Source organism: Necropsobacter rosorum (assembly GCF_964241405.1).
Taxonomy (GTDB): Bacteria; Pseudomonadota; Gammaproteobacteria; order Enterobacterales; family Pasteurellaceae; genus Necropsobacter; species Necropsobacter rosorum.
The window spans coordinates 769,619-784,930 of the sequence record NZ_CAXSXF010000001.1 but is presented as its reverse complement, the minus strand read 5'-3'; the positions used below and the strand labels follow the sequence as shown (position 1 = coordinate 784,930).

Below are 15,312 nucleotides of genomic sequence, written 5' to 3'. Positions count from 1 at the left end.
GGTTTTTATATTTTGGGGTCTTAAAAGGATTAACTTATGCCTTGTGATCAAACGCTATTTAAAATTTCAATAATAACAATTGCAATCTGGGGTTACAGCGCTGCGGCGTTAAGCGAAACGGTCGCAACCGATGCGGCCGCGCTGGAAACCATTCATGTGGATGGCGATATGCAGCAGCAAAACATCCGCGAACGTAAAATCGGCGAAATCAAAAAAACGGCGCAAACGCTGGCGAAGCAACAGGTTCAGGACAGTCGTGATTTAGTCCGCTATGAAACGGGGGTCAGCGTTGTAGAAAGCGGTCGTTTCGGCAGTAGCGGTTATGCTATCCGCGGGGTGGATGAAAACCGGGTGGCGATTACGGTGGACGGCCTGCATCAGGCGGAAACCCTGTCTTCTCAAGGGTTTAAAGAATTATTCGAAGGTTACGGCAATTTTAACAATACGCGTAATTCGGTCGAAATCGAAACGTTAAAACAGGTTTCCATTACCAAAGGTGCGAATTCCGTTAAAGCGGGCAGCGGTGCGCTGGGCGGTGCGGTCATGTTTGAAACCAAAGATGCGAGGGATTTTCTGCTTGATAAGGATTATCACATCGGTTACAAAACCGGCTATACCACCCGCGATAATCAGCAGCTGAATACTTTAACGCTGGCCGGTCGTTACAAATGGTTTGATGCGTTAATCATTAAAACCAAACGCAAAGGGCATGAACTGGAAAATTATGATTATAAATATGCCGAAGAAATTAAAGGAAAATTAAGGGAAAAAACCGATCCTTACACCATTGAGAAAGACAGTACGCTGGTGAAATTTTCTTTTGCGCCGAATGAAAATCATCGTTTGACCGTCGGTACGGATTTGTATGAAAACCGCAGTCGGGGGCATGATTTTTCCTATAATCTGAATAAGGCGAAAACCATTGATTTTGATACGGAAGATTTGCGCCGTACCAATGATAAAAGTAAGCGCAAGCACTATTTTGTCAGTTATGAAAATTATGCCGGTAATTTGTTCTGGGATAGCTTAAAGATCAGTTATTCCGATCAATTCATCAAAAACCGTGCCAGAACCGATGAATACTGTGACGGCGCTCATTGTGAGGAAAACCGCAATCCGGTGGGATTACAGCTGAAAAACGGTAAAATCGTTGATGCCAACGGCGATCCGGTGCGGACAAAAATCATTGACGGTAAAGAAGAAATTGTCGATAAAAACGGCAATCCGTTCCCTTATTACGGTTTGGGCGATCCGACGAAAAGCAGTTTCAGACGCCAGAGTTTAAACAGTTTCTGGTTCGACTGTTCGATATTTGACTGTAACTCGCCGCTTATTGCCGATCGGAAAATCGGCTGGACGGATAATTATGAAAAAGTGCCGCTTACGTTAGATAAAAAATATACCGATCCGAACACCGGAAAAACCTTTGCCTCTTCTTCGGCGGCCAGTTGGAAAGATACCATCATCATTCCTAACAGCAAAGGTTATCTCGGCCGTTTATGGCAGGAGCGTGATCTGGATACCAAATCCCGCCAGCTCAATCTTGATTTAACCAAAAGTTTTACCCTGCTCAGTACCGAACATCAGGTGGAATACGGCGGAGTGTATAACCGCACTAAAAAACAAATGGTTAATCAGGCCGGTCATGATGCCACGGAAGCCAGATGGTGGACGGAAAGTTCTCTCGGTCTGGACTGGAACGGTCGGTTAAGAGAGTGCGGTTATAATACCAACAGTTATCTTTGCCCGAAAACCGATCCTAAGTTCTCTTTTCTGCTGCCGGTGAAGTCGAAAAACGGGGCGTTATATTTTATCGACAAAATCAAGCTGAACGATTATCTCGGTTTTGATTTTGGTTATCGTTATGATCATATTCAATATCAGCCTAATTATATTCCGGGCGTGACCCCGAAATTATCGGATGATATGGTGAAAGATCTGTACATTCCATTGCCGCCGGGCAAGAAAAACTGGATGGGAAGCTATGATCCGCCGAGTGAAGACGTGCAGAGACAAAATGCCATTGATAATATCAATTACATTGCGCAACGGAAAAAATTTAAAGCGCATTCTTACGATTTTAGTACCACTTTTGATCCGCTGGATTTCCTGCGCGTGCAGGCCAGATATGCAAAAGGTTTCAGAGCGCCGACACAGGATGAAATTTATTTCACCTTTAAACATCCGGACTTTACTATTTTGCCGAACCTGCATTTGGAACCTGAAGTTGCGCGCACCCGCGAAATCGCATTAACCCTGCATCACGATGAGTGGGGATTTGTGACCGCCGGTTTTTTCAGAACGAAGTATCAGAATTTTATCGATTTGGTTTATTTGGGGCAGAAAAACTACAAAATCACCAATGGCGGCAGCACGATTCCGTTCTCACTGTACCAGAATAAAAACCGTCAGAATGCGGTGGTAAACGGCTTTGAAGTGCAATCCAAACTGGAATTAGGCAAATTTTTAACCGCACTTGACGGTCTTCATATGAGTTATCAATACACATATCAGAAAGGTCGGATGGAAGGCACGATCCCGATGAACGCCATTCAGCCGCGCACCAGCGTCTATGGCTTAGGCTATCGGCATGCGGAGGATATTTTCGGTATAGATTTATTCGTGACCCATGTGGGGCGGAAAAATAAAGAAGATACCTATAATATGTATCACAAAGAAGACGGCTCGAAAGACAGTTATATGAAATGGCGCAGTGATGCTTATACCATGATTGATCTGATCGGTTATTACAAACCGATAAAAAATCTGACGCTGCAGGCCGGGATTTATAATTTAACCGACCGTAAATACATTACTTGGGAATCGGCGCGATCGATTAAGCCGTTCGGTACGAGCAACTTAATCGATCAGGCCACCGGCAGAGGCATTAACCGTTTTTATTCGCCGGGCAGAAATTTCAGGTTAAGCGCTGAAATTATATTTTAATCCGTTATGATTTTTTTAACCGACTTGAGTGATGTTGCGTCACTCAAGTTTTCTTATTTTCAATCGTCGCAGTAAGGAAATCATTTTATGATGATCGATAAACGATTAATTAATACGGTGCCGGACAGCAAAAAATGGATTGCCGTAACGGTGTTATGGAACTGGGTTGCGCTGCTTGGCGCGATTGTCAGTGCGGTGGCGTTTGCGCTGTGCCTGCAGGCGGCGTTTGCGCAAACCCTGAGCGCAGAAAGTGCGGTCGGTTTTGCCGCCGTTTTGCTGCTGGCGTTAATCCTGCGGGCGCTGGCCGGAAAAAAAGCGGTAAACGCCTCTTATTACGCCAGTACCAAGGTTAAGCATCAGTTGCGCACGCTGATTTACCGCAAACTTTGCGCCATGCCGTTAAATCAGGTTAATCGGCAATCCACCTCATCGGTGATTCAGATTGCCTCCGAAGGTGTGGAACAGATTGAAATTTATTTCGGGCGTTATTTGCCGCAGCTGTTTTACAGTCTGCTTGCGCCGTTGACGCTGTTTGTGTTTCTGGTTTTTTTCAATTTGCCCACTGCATTGATTTTACTGGTCTGCGTGCCATTGATTCCGCTATCGATTATCGCGGTGAATAAAATCGCCAAACGGCTGCTAAGCAAATACTGGTCGGTTTATGTGGGGCTCGGCAGCAGTTTTCTGGACAATCTACAGGGATTGGTAACGCTGAAAATTTATCAGGACGATGCCTACAAAGCCAAACAAATGGATATTGAGGCGGAAAATTTCCGTACCATTACCATGAAAGTGCTGACGATGCAGCTCAATTCCGTCTCCATTATGGATTTACTGGCTTACGGCGGAGCGGCAATCGGCATTTTAACCGCGCTGCTGCAATATCAAAACGGCAGCTTAAGCATTTTCGGGGTCATTTTGTTTATTTTGCTGTCTTCCGAATTTTTTATTCCGCTGCGTCTGCTGGGCTCTTTTTTCCATGTGGCGATGAACGGCAAAGCCGCATCGGAAAAGATTTTTACCTTATTGGATACCCCGCTGGAAGCCCGTCAAAGTGCGGTGGATTTTGCGCCGGAAAATAGCGTGCAGGTTACGGTTCGTGATGTGCATTTTGCCTATTCGGCGCCAAAAAGCGCAATAAACGGTTTAAGCCTGACTCTCGAACCGAAACGGCTGACCGTGATTGTAGGGAAAAGCGGTTGCGGCAAATCCACGCTGGTTTCGCTGCTAATGGGATTTTATCGCCCGCAGCAGGGGCAGATTCTGTTTAACGGTCAGCCGTCGGAATCACTGAACCGAGCCTCTTTTTACCGTCATGTTGCGCTGGTCAGCCACAGCAGTTATGTCTTTAAAGGCACGCTGCGGGAAAATATGCAAATGGCCTGCCCGACGGCGACGGACGAGCAAATTTATCAGGCGCTGGAACAGGTGAATTTAGCCGATTTTGTGCGGCAAAACGGCGGACTGGCAATGCCGTTGCTCAGCCGCGGCAGTAATCTGTCCGGCGGTCAGATTCAGCGTCTGGCGCTGGCGCGTGCTTTGCTGCATGATGCCGCGCTGTATATTTTCGACGAAGCCACCAGCAATATTGATGTGGAAAGCGAAGAAATTATTCTCAATTTTATTCAGCGCTTAAAACAGGATAAAACCATTGTGATGATTTCTCACCGTTTGGCCAATGCCGTGGCGGCGGATGCCATTTATGTGCTACAGGAAGGCACGTTAGCCGAACAGGGAAGCCATGCGCAGCTGATGGCGCAAGACGGCGTTTATGCCGCGATGTTCAAGCAACAGAAAAAGCTGGAAAATCTCAGAGCGGAGGCAAAACATGCGTAGAAACGGGTTTATTGTAATGTGGCATTTGCTCAAACTGGTGGCACCGCTGGCGCATATTATGAGCTTTACCGTGATTATGGGCACGCTCGGCTTTCTGGCGGCAATTTTTATTATGGTGCTCGGCGCCATGGGGCTGGTAAATCTGCTGGGCTTTGCCACCCATTTAAATTTCAGTCAGATTTTGACCGCACTTTTAGTGCTGGCGGCACTGCGCGGTGTGTTGCGTTATCTGGAACAGATGTCCGGCCATTATATCGCGTTCAAATTACTGGCGCTGCTGCGCGACAAAGTATTCGGCGCATTGCGTAAACTGGCGTTTGTCAAATTGCAGGGCAAACAGGCCGGTCAGCTGCTGTCGCTGGTGACTAATGATATTGAACTGCTGGAAGTGTTTTATGCTCACACGATTGCGCCGATTGTGATCGCGCTGCTGACCTCGCTGATATTATTGCTGGTTTTTGTGCATCTTTCGCCGTGGCTGGCGCTGATTGCGTTGCTGGCGTATTTAACCGTCGGGTTTTTCCTGCCGGTGCTGACCACTAAAATGGCACGCGATGACGGGCGCAAATACCGTGAACTGGTGGGCGAAATGAACGATTATTTTCTCGACAGCCTGCGCGGCATGAAAGAAATTCAGCTGTTCGGCAACGAAAGCCGGCGTCTGGCGCAAATCAACCGTCGCAGCGAAGAGATTGATCAAGCCTTCCGGCGCATTAAACAACAGGAAGCCAAGGTACGCACTTATACGGAAATCGCGGTCTCGGCGTTTAATATTCTGATGTTATTCGCCGCACTGGCGTTGTTTTATGGCCGGCACATCGGCTTTGACGGCCTGTTGATTGCGGTTATCCTGTTAATGTCCAGTTACGGCCCGGTCATTGCGCTGAGCAATTTATCCAATAATCTGCTGCAAACCTTGGCCAGCGGTGAGCGGGTGCTAAGCCTGTTGGCGGAACAGCCGACGTTGCAAGACGTCACGACGGGCAAAAACCTTAGCACGGTTGAGCGTCTGGAGGCGGACAACATTCATTTTGCTTACGCCGAACAGGCGATTTTATCCGACGTTTCGCTGCAATTGAATAAAGGACAGATTCTCGGCATCCACGGACGCAGCGGCAGCGGCAAGAGCACGCTGTTAAAACTGCTGATGCGGTTTTATGATCCGCAGCAGGGCGAAATCCGGCTGAACGGCGAACCGCTGACCGCCCTGAATACCCGTAATCTGCGCGATAATATGGCCTATATTACGCAGCAAACCTATATTTTCAACGAAACCGTTTATCAAAACATCCTGATGGCGAACCGCACTTGTACGCGCGAGCAAGTGATCGAGGCGGCGAAAAAAGCGTCGATTCATGATTTTATCATGAGTCTGCCGCAAGGCTATGACACCAAAGTGACGGAGCTGGGCAACAGTTTATCCGACGGCGAAAAACAGCGGATCGGCATTGCGCGCGCCTTTTTGCATAATGCGCCGGTGATTTTGCTGGATGAACCTACCAGCAATCTGGACAGTTTAAACGAAGCGATCATTCTGCAATCTTTGCTGAATGTCAAAGCGGAGAAACTGATCGTGCTGGTCAGTCACCGCGCCTCCACCATGGCGATTTGCGATCAGGTGATTGAAATTGAAAACGGCCGACTGTCGTAATCGGCGAAACAACACGGCGGCGCGGATCGCTTATCCGTGCCGCCGCAATAAATTTTCCGATAAAAATAAATCTTTTTTTGATTTAGTTTAACTTTTTGATGAAGCAATCCTTTGCGCGTTTTTGCCGTCCGTACATTTGCCGCAAGAATCGTTAGAATATCCGTTCGCATTAACCAATCCCATTTATATTTAAGGAGAAAAAATGCTTATTGAGATTCTCGGCTATCTCGCCATGTGTCTGGTGGCAGGGTCGTTTTTATTAAAAGATGTGGTTAAACTGAGATGGGTGAATTCCGTCGGCGCCGCCTGTTTTGTGCTTTACGGTTTATTGATCGGGTCTTTTCCGGTGGTCGGATTAAATATTTTCGTGGTGTGTGTGAACGCGTATTATATCCGGCAGGCGCACAAATAAAAACGCGGCCGGCGCGTTTTGGTTGGCGGTTTTTCGTCTGCGCATTATAATCGGGATATTTGGAGATGTAACATGAAAAAAGACCTCAGATTTTATTTAATCAGACACGGACGCACCGTGTGGAATGATCAGGGATTATTGCAGGGACACGGCGATTCGCCGCTGACGGAGCAAGGCATTTCCGCTGCCCGTCTGGCGGGGCGGGCGCTTGCAGATGTGCCCTTTGCCGCTGCTTATTCCAGTATTTTACGCCGCACTATCGATACCGCCCGCTATATTATCGGCAACCGTTCGGTGCCGTTATTTCAGCATCAGGGCTTAAACGAGCAGTTTTTCGGCAGCTGGGAAGGCATTGTTATCGACACTATTCGTGATACCGAAGCGTTCTGGCAGATTCAGCATGACCCGGCCAATTACACCGCGGAAATCAATCAGGGCGAAACTTACGAACAACTTGCCGAACGGGCGATGGGCGCGTTGCAGGATATTATTCAGGTGCATGATAAAGGTAATATTCTGTTGGTTTCCCACGGTCATACTTTGCGTTTATTGCTTGCTCTGTTGGACGGTTCCAGCTGGCAGAACCACCGCGCCAACACGCGGATCCCGAGTCTGGCGAACACCGCGATCAATGTGGTGCACTATATGCAGGATGACAGCGCCCAAAGCGGACGCTTTATCATCGAAAAAATCAATGACGTCACCCATTTGGGCTGAATAAAGTGCGGTCGGTTTTTCGCCGGTTTTCGGTGTTTATCAACGGCGATAAACACCGATTGCAATCAATATTGAATAATCCGCCGCTTAGGCTTAATACCATGATAATACCGGTTCTTCTTCGCCCAACCACATCACCGAGCGGGCCAGATCAACAAATTGCCGTTCATCTTCTTTTAAAATCGCCAATGCCTGCCGCCCGGCCGGCGAATTTCTGGCCTGAATAAACGCCGCTTTGGATTCATACCATAATTCTCCCATCGCATCATAAACAAAGGGTTCGGTTTCACGTTGTGTGGAGGGTGAATGAGTTGCCGACAACGGGAACGTTTTGCTGTAGTATTGAATTTGTAGTGCCGATTTAAATGTCATGACTTTTTGTGAATGAGCCTGCCATAACGCAACAAATTCTTCTTGTGTCAGCGAATCTTTTTTCTTAACCAGCATAATGACTTTAAACATAATAATTTCCTTTTTTCAATTAATTAACTTTTTGCCATATAGCACAGACGACAAACGGCACAATTTCGCTACAGAATATATATGGTGAAGCGTTGCTAAAATTCATTAATCTTCCGCTTAATTTATGTGTCGATAAGGCATAATATAAAGGATGTCATTGTGTCAGGGTCAAGTAGGAAAACGGAATGAAAATAGGCGAACTGGCAAAAGCTTGTCATACCAGCGTGCGTATGCTGCGTTTTTATGAACAGTTAAATTTATTGGTGCCGGCGCGGATGCAGAACGGTTATCGTCTGTATTCACCGCAAGATGCGGCTTATGTCAAAAAGGTGATGCTGTTGAATCAGGCGGGATTGCGGTTAAAGGAGATTGCCTTGTTGCAGGATTGTCTGTATGACAATCCGCAACATTTTTGTCCCCAGTTGAGAAATAAACTGCGCGATAAACAGAAAGACATTGAACGACAAATTGAACTGTTAACTCAATCTCGGGCGTTGATTAGTCAAATACTGGCGACCGGCGATAACTAGCGGTCATTTATGCCGTAAAACCGTGTAAGATGGCAGCCGGGAAAAGAGCAAAATGCCGGTAAGCACGCAGGCTTCCGGCATCGTACGGCGAATTAATTGTTCAAATCCAACCGGTAAACTGCAAAGCCGATATCGTCGGTGCCGATAAATTGCATCGGATATTGCGCATTTTCGGCAATAAAAGCGCGGGCTTTGTCGCTCGGCGAGGTTTCAAACCGAATATCCAGTTGAGTCGGACTTTGAATCGGCGCCAAACGCCAGTTTTTATCGGCTTTCGGGCTGACCTGCCCCTGCGCTTTGCTTTGCGCGCTGATATAGTTGGCCAGAATCTGACGGTTTTCATCCGGTGCGGCGAACACGATATGGCTGTCGCCGGTGCCGGGGAATTTATTGCCGTAAGCGCGGTAATTATTGGTGGCAATCAGAAATTCCGCGTCGGCTTTAACCGGTTTTCCCTGATAAGTCAGGTTAATAACGCGGTGAGATTGCGGGTTAATCAGTTTGCATTCGCCGTCGTAACGTGCCGGCTGAGTAATATCATATTGATATTCCACACCGTCGATAACATCGAAATTATAGGTGCGGAAGCCCTCCCAATCCAGCAGACTTTGCGGCTTGTCGCTGTGCGGATCGATTTGTCTGAACATGCCGGCGCTGCATTCCAGCCATTCTTTCAGTTCTTCGCCGCTGACTTTCACCACCACCAGCGTATTCGGATAAAGATATAAATCCGCGGCATTGCGGAAGGTCAGTTCACCTTTATTTACTTCGGTATAACCGGTCGGATCGTTTTTGCGGCCGCCCGCTTTAAACGGCGCGCCGGCGCTTAACACCGGAATACCCGCCAGCTGAGGCAGCGCCTGTAAGGCGTTTTCCACATAGGCTTTTTGCGCCTGATTAACGATTTGAATGGTCGGATCATCCTGCACCAGCGCCAGATAGCTATACATATTATCGCTGGCTTTGCCGATCGGCTGGGAGACGAATTGACGCGTCGCTTCGTGCACCGGCTGTAAAAGTGCGGTGATTTCCGGATGATTTTCTACATTGGCGGTTTTCTTCTCGGCATCATAAATCGCCCGCAAGGCCGCCGAACCGTCGGTGACGACCCATTTGCCATGATGTTGCGTCAGGGTTAAATCCACCACGCTGATATTATTCGCCCAATATCCCGCCATACTTTCCGGCACTCCTTTCATCGTTCCTTTTCGGATATCCGCATGGGGCGAGGCGGCAAATTCCTTATTCGGGAATAAACGATGAGCATGGCCGAAGATCACGGCATCAATTCCTTTCACATCCGCCAGATAAAACGCCGCATTTTCCGCCCCTTCTTGGTAAGGCTCGTCGGAAGGGCCGGTATGCGCCAGCGCGATGATAATATCCGCGCCCGCTTTTTTCATCAGCGGAACATATTGCTGCGCGGTTTTAACGATATCGCGCGCCAGCACCTTACCTTCTAAATTGGCTTTATCCCAAACCATAATCTGCGGCGGCACAAAACCGATATAACCGATGTTAAGCTTATGTGTGCCGCCCTGCTCATCACGGATTTCCTTTGACTGAATCACATAAGGCGTAAACATCGGCTCATCGGTACCGGCTTTCACCACATTGGCATTGACGATAGGAAATTTCGCCTGTTTGATACTGTCATTAAGATAGGTTAAACCGTAATTAAATTCATGATTGCCCAATGTCCCCGCGTCATATCCCATTGCGTTCAGCGCGGCGATGGCCGGATTTTCTTGCCCGGCTTTATAACCTACCGCCGCCTGATAATCCGCGATCGGATTGCCCTGAATCAAATCGCCGTTATCCACCAGCACGCTATTAACCGCTTCCTGACGTGCCTGAGCGATTAAACTGGCGGCGCGGGTAAAGCCGAATTTTTCCGTCGGCACGTCTTTATAATAATCAAAATCGGTTAAAAAGCTGTGTACATCGGTGGTGGCGATAATGCGTAATGTGGTCATGTTGTTCTCCGCCGCACCGGCATAACGACCGGCGGTCAGCACCAAAATCCCGGCCGCGCCGAGTTTAAGAAATTGTCTTCTGTCCATGTTCTCTCTCCTGCACCACAACGTGGCGTTTATTTAACAGCGCAAACTATAATAAAATCCGCCGATTATTGTACAAAATAAATGGCGTTATGTGAGGAAAATCACACAAATTCGTCAGGCAAACGATTGCCGTTTTTACTTTAATGCCGATAGCCGGCAAGCGTTTGGCGGTGAGGATTTTGTGGGGTTTTCCAAATTCCTGCCAAAATCTGACCGCTCTTTTTTATTTATAAAATTTTCAAAAACCGCAAGAATCGGGTCGCTTGCGTTTAGGCTTTGGGCAATAATGATGAGGTAAATAAAGGGAGAAGCAAAATGAATAATGAAACCAGCGTGCCGTTTATCCGCATTGCCGAAGCGATTGAATATTTATATGACCATTTTCAAACGCAGCCGAGTTTGAACGAAGTGGCGGCCAAAATTGGTGTCAGCCCAGCCCATTTTCAGCGTCAGTTTCAGGATTGGGCGGGCATTAGCCCGAAAAAAATGCTGCAATTTATCAGCATAGAACACGCCAAAACCGTGTTACAAGCGCAAGGCAGCGTACAAAATGCGGCATTTGAGAGCGGGCTAAGCGGCAGTTCTCGTTTGCACGATTTATTTGTTTCCATTGAAGGTATGACACCGGGCGAATACAAAAATGGCGGCGCAGGTTTGACGGTGGATTACGCTTTTGCGCCGACCGCGTTTGGCGATGTGTTGATTGCCGCCACGCCAAAAGGTATTTGCTGGCTGGCATTTGCGGACGATCGCCGCCAATCCTTACAAGATTTGCAACACGAATATCCGCAAGCGAATTTTCGTCAGCATTCCAACATTTTGCACGAACAAGCCTTGTCCGCCTTAGGCGGTAATGCGACAGCGCCACTGCCCTTACATTTAAAGGGCACGCCGTTTCAGTTGAAAGTGTGGCAAGCCTTGTTGTCTATTCCTGCCGGAAAATTAAGCAGTTACGGCGAGCTTGCCGCTCAAATCGGCAAACCGACCGCCGCCCGCGCGGTGGGCACGGCAATCGGACACAATCCAGTGGCGGTATTGATTCCTTGTCATCGTGTGATTCGTGAAAGCGGCATTATCGGCGGCTACCGTTGGCAACGCGGACGCAAAATGGCGTTGTTGGCAAAGGAGTTGAGCCGCAATGAATTTTGATCTTTTTGATTTTCCGCCCAATCCTGCGGACAATTTTTTGCCGTTTGACGGCATTGTGAACGATTACGACGTGATTTTTGCGCCTGATAAGGCCGATTTTTTGTTGCATGAATTGCTCACGCACATTCCGTGGCGACACGATGAAGCGATGATTGGCGGCAAACGCATTCAAACCGCACGGCAAGTGGCGTGGTATGGCGACGCGGATTTTTCCTACACTTATTCTGGCGTGTCGCACATTGCTTTGCCGTGGAATGCCTTGCTTTTGCCATTAAAACAACGCGTAGAAAGCGAACTTGTCCAAGTCAGCCCTACGCAATTTAATTCGTGTTTGTTGAATTTGTATCAAAGCGGCAACGAAGGTATGGCGTGGCACAGCGATGACGAACGCGAACTGGGCAAAAACACGGTGATTGCGTCATTGAGTTTCGGCGCGACACGCAAATTCGCGTTCAAACACAAATTAAGCCTTGAAAAACGCGAAATGTGGCTCAAACACGGACAACTCATCGTAATGCGTGGCACAACCCAAAGCCACTGGCAACACGCCGTGATGAAAAGCAGCAAAATCAGCGAACCGCGCGTCAATTTAACCTTTCGCACGATTGTGGGAAAAGAAAAGGCTGCCTGAAAGGAGAGTTTTTGCGTTGCAGAATGTCGTTTCAGGCCGTCTGAAAATTAATCACTTCATTATTTATTAATATACTTCACCACTTTCGCAGGTACGCCGGCGACAATCGCATTATCTGGCACATCACGACTTACCACCGCACCTGCGGCGACAATGGCGTTTTCGCCCACCGTTACGCCTGCCAAAATGGTGGCGTTTGCCCCGATCCAACAGCCTTTTTTCAGATGAACAGGCGAGAGTAACACGCCACGGCGGTCTTTCGGATTGATTGGGTGATTGACACTGATAATGTTGGCTCGTGGGGCGATAAGTACGTTGTCTTCAATCACAATACCGCCAAGATCGGTCATCATCACGCCCATATTGATAAAAATGTTTTTGCCGAATTGAATATGCCGCCCGAAGTCGCTGTAAAACGGAGGATTGACGACCACGCTTTCATCAAGGGGTTCATTTGTAATTTCGCTTAATAGAGACCGCACTTGTTCAGGTGTTTTATAGCCATTGTTGAGTTCGGCAATTTTCGGTTGATTTTCGGCGACAATTTGATGAATTTCTTGATAAATGGGGCTGTTTTCTGCAATGAGTTCATTGATTGGATAGGGATTTTTCATTGGTTTCTCTGTGTAAAGTGGCGGACAATCGTCCACCACGATTATTTTCCGCATAAATAATGAAATCTCACGCACACCGCCGCTTGCATATTCGGAGCGGCGGTGTTGGGTTGCGTTCAGTTGAGTTTCGCCTTGAAGAAGGCTTCAAACTTGTCATACGGAATTTTGCCGTTTACATCATCATATAAATCCGTGTGGCTGGCGTTTGGTACGATGTACAACTCTTTATCTTGGCTTCCAATTGCTTTGAATGCGTCTTCGCTGAAATAACGGCTGTGGGCGTTTTCGCCGTGGACGATTAACGCAGGCGTTTTCATCTCATTGGCGTATTGTAAAATCGGCATATTGATTAAGCCAATCGTCATTGTGGTTGCCCAAGAACCGTCAGGATTAGAGTTTACCGAACGTGGGTGGAAGCCACGTTTGGTGGTGTAATAATCCGAATAATCTTTGATAAATTTTGGCGTATCTTTGGTAATTTGTTCGCCACGCAAATTGTTCGCTGGCAACAGATCCGCATAGCCGTTTTTCGCCGCCGCCCAACGTGCGTTATTGAGTTCTTGCTTCATTTTGTAGCGAGCGTCTGCGTCCACGCTGTCGTTGTAACCTTTGGCGGCGACACGGGTCATATCGTACATTGTGCTGGTTGCCACCGCTTTAATGCGTGTGTCGGTCATCGCCGCATTCAAGGCAAAACCGCCCCAACCGCAAATGCCCAAAATGCCGATTTTCTCTTGGTTTACTTCGGGCAAACTGCCTAAAAAGTCCACCGCCGCCGAGAAATCTTCGGTGTTGATTTCAGGCGAAGCCATATTGCGTGGCAAGCCCGAACTTTCGCCTGTAAACGAACCGTCAAACGCCACCGTGATAAAACCACGCTCCGCCAAGGTCTGTGCATACAAGCCTGAAATCTGTTCTTTCACCGCCCCAAACGCCCCCGCCACAGCGATTGCGGGTAGCTTATCGCCAGCTTTAACGCCTTTCGGCAGATACAAATCCGCCGCCAGCGTAATGCCAAAACGGTTTTTAAAGGTCACTTTGCGATGTTCCACTTTGTCTGATTTTGGGAAAACCTTGTCCCAATTTTGCGTTAATTGAATGCTTTGTGCAGGGATTTCAATCAGGGTTGCATTGCTGCTGTTTTGTGCGTAACTCATTGTTGTTGCTCCGAATAAAGTTGAACCAAGTAAAAGTGCGGTGGTAATTTGCTTTAATTTAAGTTTCATTTTTTGCTCCTATGTTACTGATGAACATATTGTAGAATCGACTTTGTTTTTATAGAATCAATAAATTTAGAATAGACTGTTTGTGTTAAGAGAATAAACAATGGATAAACTCACCGCCATTCGCTACTTTTGCTTGGCTGCCGATACGCTGAATTTTCGGGAAGTTGCCAATCAGCAAGCCATTTCGCCGTCTGTGATTACCCGTTTAATCAATGAGTTGGAAGATGAATTAGGCGAACCGCTGTTTAAACGCAACACACGCAACATCAGCCTAACGAGCTTTGGCGAGCAATTTTTGCCGCAAGCCAAACAATGGCTTACCGACAGCGAAAAGCTGTTTCAGGCAGGTAAAAAAGCGGCGGATTTAGCAGGCGTGGTGCGGATTACCGTGCCTGCGTGGCGAGAAAATGACCGCATCGTCAGCGAATTGATGACGGCGTTGGAAGCCTATCCCGACATCGTGATTGACTGGCGAGAAGATATGATGAAGCTAGATATGGTGCGAGATCGGATCGACATCGGCGTGCGTGTTGGGCTGGAAACCAACCCCGATTTTGTGGTGCGAAAAGTGGTGGAAATTGGCGATTTGTTGCTAATTTCGCCGAAATTGCTGGCAAAACTCGGCAATCCGCAAGATTTGGACGATTTGCAACGCCGTTTTCCGTTTGTTATGCCGATTAACGCCAGTACAGGCAAACCTTGGGCGTTGTATCTCAACGAACAAACCACGCTCACGCCACGCAAGCCAGCGTTTTATTCGGTGGACAATTACAGTGCCTTGCAAGTAATTTTGGCAGGCAAAGCGGTCGGCTTAATCAATGATTTTCAAGCCAAACCCTATTTAGCCAGCGGCGAATTGGTGCAGCTTTTCCCTGAAATTCAAATCGATAAATGGCAACTTTATCTCTATCGCCCCTATCAAACGATTACGCCGCCCAGAGTGCTGAAAGTGTTTGATTTATTGACGGATATAATGAAAAAGGTATTTGCTTAACATATCTTGCGTACATTCGAGGCCGTCTGAAAAGAGAAGGCTAATTTGTTTGCAAATCCGTTGAAAAATTTGACCGCTCTT

General features: G+C 47.6%; 13 protein-coding genes. 9 read left to right on the top strand and 4 right to left on the bottom strand.

The genetic code is table 11. The features are described 5' to 3' along the window. Nucleotides 1-36 precede the first annotated feature (36 nt). The 5 genes from ACESOH_RS03735 to ACESOH_RS03715 all read left to right on the top strand — a co-directional run bounded on the left by ACESOH_RS03735 (nucleotide 37) and on the right by ACESOH_RS03715 (nucleotide 7,562). A complete protein-coding gene (locus ACESOH_RS03735) occupies nucleotides 37-2,946 on the top strand; it encodes a TonB-dependent hemoglobin/transferrin/lactoferrin family receptor (RefSeq protein WP_373099755.1) in 2,910 nt (969 codons plus the stop codon). 87 nt (nucleotides 2,947-3,033) lie between these two features. Continuing rightward, on the top strand, nucleotides 3,034-4,782 hold the full coding sequence (locus tag ACESOH_RS03730) for an ABC transporter ATP-binding protein/permease (RefSeq protein ID WP_373099753.1): 1,749 nt from the start codon (nucleotides 3,034-3,036) through the stop codon (nucleotides 4,780-4,782). Further along, nucleotides 4,775-6,433, top strand: coding sequence for an amino acid ABC transporter ATP-binding/permease protein (locus ACESOH_RS03725; RefSeq protein ID WP_373099752.1), 1,659 nt, complete (start codon nucleotides 4,775-4,777; stop codon nucleotides 6,431-6,433). Before ACESOH_RS03730 ends, ACESOH_RS03725 begins: the two co-directional genes overlap by 8 nt. Before the next feature lie 202 nt (nucleotides 6,434-6,635). Further along, nucleotides 6,636-6,845, top strand: coding sequence for a lactate dehydrogenase (locus ACESOH_RS03720; protein WP_373099750.1), 210 nt, complete (start codon nucleotides 6,636-6,638; stop codon nucleotides 6,843-6,845). Nucleotides 6,846-6,917: 72 nt separating this feature from the next. Next, entirely contained in the window at nucleotides 6,918-7,562 is a 645-nt protein-coding gene (locus tag ACESOH_RS03715) for a histidine phosphatase family protein (protein ID WP_373099748.1), read from the top strand. Between the two features lie 93 nt (nucleotides 7,563-7,655). On the opposite strand, the gene ACESOH_RS03710 is transcribed toward ACESOH_RS03715, so the two are convergent. Further along, the gene (locus ACESOH_RS03710) at nucleotides 7,656-8,024 is read right to left on the bottom strand and encodes an EthD domain-containing protein (RefSeq protein WP_373099747.1); all 369 of its coding nucleotides are present in this window, start codon (nucleotides 8,022-8,024) and stop codon (nucleotides 7,656-7,658) included. 185 nt (nucleotides 8,025-8,209) lie between these two features. Between ACESOH_RS03710 and ACESOH_RS03705 the strand changes: the two genes are divergently transcribed. Continuing rightward, nucleotides 8,210-8,554, top strand: coding sequence for a MerR family transcriptional regulator (locus ACESOH_RS03705; protein WP_373099745.1), 345 nt, complete (start codon nucleotides 8,210-8,212; stop codon nucleotides 8,552-8,554). 92 nt (nucleotides 8,555-8,646) lie between these two features. On the opposite strand, the gene cpdB is transcribed toward ACESOH_RS03705, so the two are convergent. Further along, nucleotides 8,647-10,617, bottom strand: a complete 1,971-nt coding sequence (cpdB, locus tag ACESOH_RS03700) for a 2',3'-cyclic-nucleotide 2'-phosphodiesterase (protein ID WP_373099743.1) — start codon at nucleotides 10,615-10,617, stop codon at nucleotides 8,647-8,649. A 315-nt stretch (nucleotides 10,618-10,932) separates the two neighbouring features. On the opposite strand from cpdB, the gene ACESOH_RS03695 reads away from it, so the two are divergent. Together ACESOH_RS03695 and ACESOH_RS03690 are read left to right on the top strand one after the other, a co-directional pair. Further along, nucleotides 10,933-11,766, top strand: coding sequence for a bifunctional transcriptional activator/DNA repair enzyme AdaA (locus tag ACESOH_RS03695; RefSeq protein ID WP_373099741.1), 834 nt, complete (start codon nucleotides 10,933-10,935; stop codon nucleotides 11,764-11,766). After that, a complete protein-coding gene (locus ACESOH_RS03690) occupies nucleotides 11,756-12,397 on the top strand; it encodes an alpha-ketoglutarate-dependent dioxygenase AlkB family protein (protein WP_373099740.1) in 642 nt (213 codons plus the stop codon). Before ACESOH_RS03695 ends, ACESOH_RS03690 begins: the two co-directional genes overlap by 11 nt. Nucleotides 12,398-12,456: 59 nt before the next feature. On the opposite strand, the gene ACESOH_RS03685 is transcribed toward ACESOH_RS03690, so the two are convergent. Next, the gene (locus tag ACESOH_RS03685; RefSeq protein ID WP_373099738.1) at nucleotides 12,457-13,011 is read right to left on the bottom strand and encodes a DapH/DapD/GlmU-related protein; all 555 of its coding nucleotides are present in this window, start codon (nucleotides 13,009-13,011) and stop codon (nucleotides 12,457-12,459) included. A gap of 116 nt (nucleotides 13,012-13,127) precedes the next feature. Further along, nucleotides 13,128-14,237 (bottom strand): alpha/beta hydrolase, encoded by a 1,110-nt coding sequence (locus ACESOH_RS03680; RefSeq protein WP_373099736.1) that lies wholly within the window; start codon nucleotides 14,235-14,237, stop codon nucleotides 13,128-13,130. Between the two features lie 100 nt (nucleotides 14,238-14,337). Here ACESOH_RS03680 and ACESOH_RS03675 point away from each other — a divergent pair, with 100 nt between their 5' ends. Then, nucleotides 14,338-15,231 (top strand): LysR family transcriptional regulator, encoded by an 894-nt coding sequence (locus ACESOH_RS03675; RefSeq protein WP_373099735.1) that lies wholly within the window; start codon nucleotides 14,338-14,340, stop codon nucleotides 15,229-15,231. Nucleotides 15,232-15,312: the final 81 nt, after the last annotated feature.

Excerpts from the sequence above, each read along its gene's own strand:
- ACESOH_RS03735 (WP_373099755.1), top strand. The coding sequence starts at position 37 with ATGCCTTGTGATCAAACGCTATTTAAAATTTCAATAATAACAATTGCA.
- ACESOH_RS03730 (WP_373099753.1), top strand. The coding sequence starts at position 3,034 with ATGATGATCGATAAACGATTAATTAATACGGTGCCGGACAGCAAAAAA.
- ACESOH_RS03725 (WP_373099752.1), top strand. The coding sequence starts at position 4,775 with ATGCGTAGAAACGGGTTTATTGTAATGTGGCATTTGCTCAAACTGGTG.
- ACESOH_RS03720 (WP_373099750.1), top strand. The coding sequence starts at position 6,636 with ATGCTTATTGAGATTCTCGGCTATCTCGCCATGTGTCTGGTGGCAGGG.
- ACESOH_RS03715 (WP_373099748.1), top strand. The coding sequence starts at position 6,918 with ATGAAAAAAGACCTCAGATTTTATTTAATCAGACACGGACGCACCGTG.
- ACESOH_RS03710 (WP_373099747.1), bottom strand. The coding sequence starts at position 8,024 with ATGTTTAAAGTCATTATGCTGGTTAAGAAAAAAGATTCGCTGACACAA.
- ACESOH_RS03705 (WP_373099745.1), top strand. The coding sequence starts at position 8,210 with ATGAAAATAGGCGAACTGGCAAAAGCTTGTCATACCAGCGTGCGTATG.
- cpdB (WP_373099743.1), bottom strand. The coding sequence starts at position 10,617 with ATGGACAGAAGACAATTTCTTAAACTCGGCGCGGCCGGGATTTTGGTG.
- ACESOH_RS03695 (WP_373099741.1), top strand. The coding sequence starts at position 10,933 with ATGAATAATGAAACCAGCGTGCCGTTTATCCGCATTGCCGAAGCGATT.
- ACESOH_RS03690 (WP_373099740.1), top strand. The coding sequence starts at position 11,756 with ATGAATTTTGATCTTTTTGATTTTCCGCCCAATCCTGCGGACAATTTT.
- ACESOH_RS03685 (WP_373099738.1), bottom strand. The coding sequence starts at position 13,011 with ATGAAAAATCCCTATCCAATCAATGAACTCATTGCAGAAAACAGCCCC.
- ACESOH_RS03680 (WP_373099736.1), bottom strand. The coding sequence starts at position 14,237 with ATGAAACTTAAATTAAAGCAAATTACCACCGCACTTTTACTTGGTTCA.
- ACESOH_RS03675 (WP_373099735.1), top strand. The coding sequence starts at position 14,338 with ATGGATAAACTCACCGCCATTCGCTACTTTTGCTTGGCTGCCGATACG.